The organism is Burkholderia sp. Ac-20353 (assembly GCF_017104785.1).
In the GTDB taxonomy this organism is placed as follows: Bacteria; Pseudomonadota; Gammaproteobacteria; order Burkholderiales; family Burkholderiaceae; genus Burkholderia.
The window spans coordinates 1-1,254 of record NZ_JAAGPL010000483.1 but is presented as its reverse complement, the minus strand read 5'-3'; the positions used below and the strand labels follow the sequence as shown (position 1 = coordinate 1,254).

At 70.8% G+C, this 1,254-nt stretch carries 2 protein-coding genes; one reads left to right on the top strand and one right to left on the bottom strand.

Annotated features, from left to right (window positions below; all coding sequences use genetic code 11):
• Positions 1–724: LysR family transcriptional regulator (locus G3N94_RS41460; RefSeq protein WP_205799925.1), on the bottom strand; the 724-nt coding region annotated here is incomplete at its 3' end.
• Between the two features lie 229 nt (positions 725–953).
• Between G3N94_RS41460 and G3N94_RS41455 the strand changes: the two genes are divergently transcribed.
• Positions 954–1,254: GntR family transcriptional regulator (locus G3N94_RS41455; RefSeq protein ID WP_205799924.1), on the top strand; the 301-nt coding region annotated here is incomplete at its 3' end.

The following is a 1,254-nucleotide window of genomic DNA, read 5'->3' as shown; positions in this document are numbered from 1 at the left end:
GTGGCACCCAGCCGACGCCGAGCCCGTCGCGCTGCGCCAGGATCTTCGTGCGCATCGACGGCACTGCCAGCAGCGTCTGCCCGCCCTGCAAACCGTATGCACGGCCGGCTGCCAGCCGCGACGAATCCGCGACCACGACCGCACGGTGTGCGCCGATCGCGTCGCGCGTCAGCGGGTCGTGCGACGCCGCGAGCGGATGGCGCGGCGACACCGCGAATACCCAGTCGAGCGCGCCCAGCTCGAACCATTTCAGCCCCGGAATCGCCGGCGGCTCGTTGGTCGCGCCGACGATCAGGTCGGCGCGACCGTCGCGCAGCGCTTCCCAGGTGCCACCGAGCACCTCGTGCGTGAAGCGCAGCGACACGCCCGATTCGAGCGCATCGAACGCGCGAACCACCGGCATCATCGATTCGAATTCGAGCAGCTCGTCGCTGACGATCCACAGCCGGTCCTCCCAGCCGCTCGCGATCTGCCGCACCCGTTGCGTAAGCCGCGCGACGTCGAGCATCAGGCGCGACGCCTCGTCGGCCAGCAACTGGCCGGCGGGCGTGAGCTGGAGCCGGTAGCGGCGCCGGTCGAACAGCAGCGCGTCGAAGCGCGCCTCGAGCTGGCGCGCCGCATGCGACACCGTCGACGGCGCCTTGCCGAGGCGCGCCGCCGCGCGCGACAGGCTGCCGGTCGCGCGGATCGCGTCGAGCAGCGCGAATTCTTCTTCAGACAACATGGTCACGCTCCGGTCCGGGGACGTCGTGATCGGAATCGTGATCCTAAGTCAGGCGCTCACGCCGGTCCAATCCGTGAAGCGTCCATGCTTGCCAGTCCAATCCGTCAAGCAGCCGCGCACGCCGATCCAATCCGGTGCCGTTCGCCCGCGACGCGCGGCCCCGCAACCGGCATACTGGCGGCGGCATGCCAATTCACGCCAATTCGCCCAAAACGAGGTAACCACTGCGATGGACATCGCGATCCGCATCGACGGCCGTCACGACCTGACCGGCCAGATCTTCCGGCAACTGCGCGCCGCGATCGTCGACGGCCGGCTCGCCGGTGGCGAGCGTCTGCCGTCGACGCGCGACCTTGCCACCCAGCTCGGCGTGTCGCGCAAGACGACGCTCGACGCGTTCGAGCAACTCGTCGCCGAAGGCTACCTCCACACGCGGCGCGGCAACGGCACGTTCGTTGCCGGCGGCCTCGCGCGCGTGCCGCACGGGCCGGCCACAGCCCTGCCGGCGATCGCCGCGGAGCGCCGGCCGG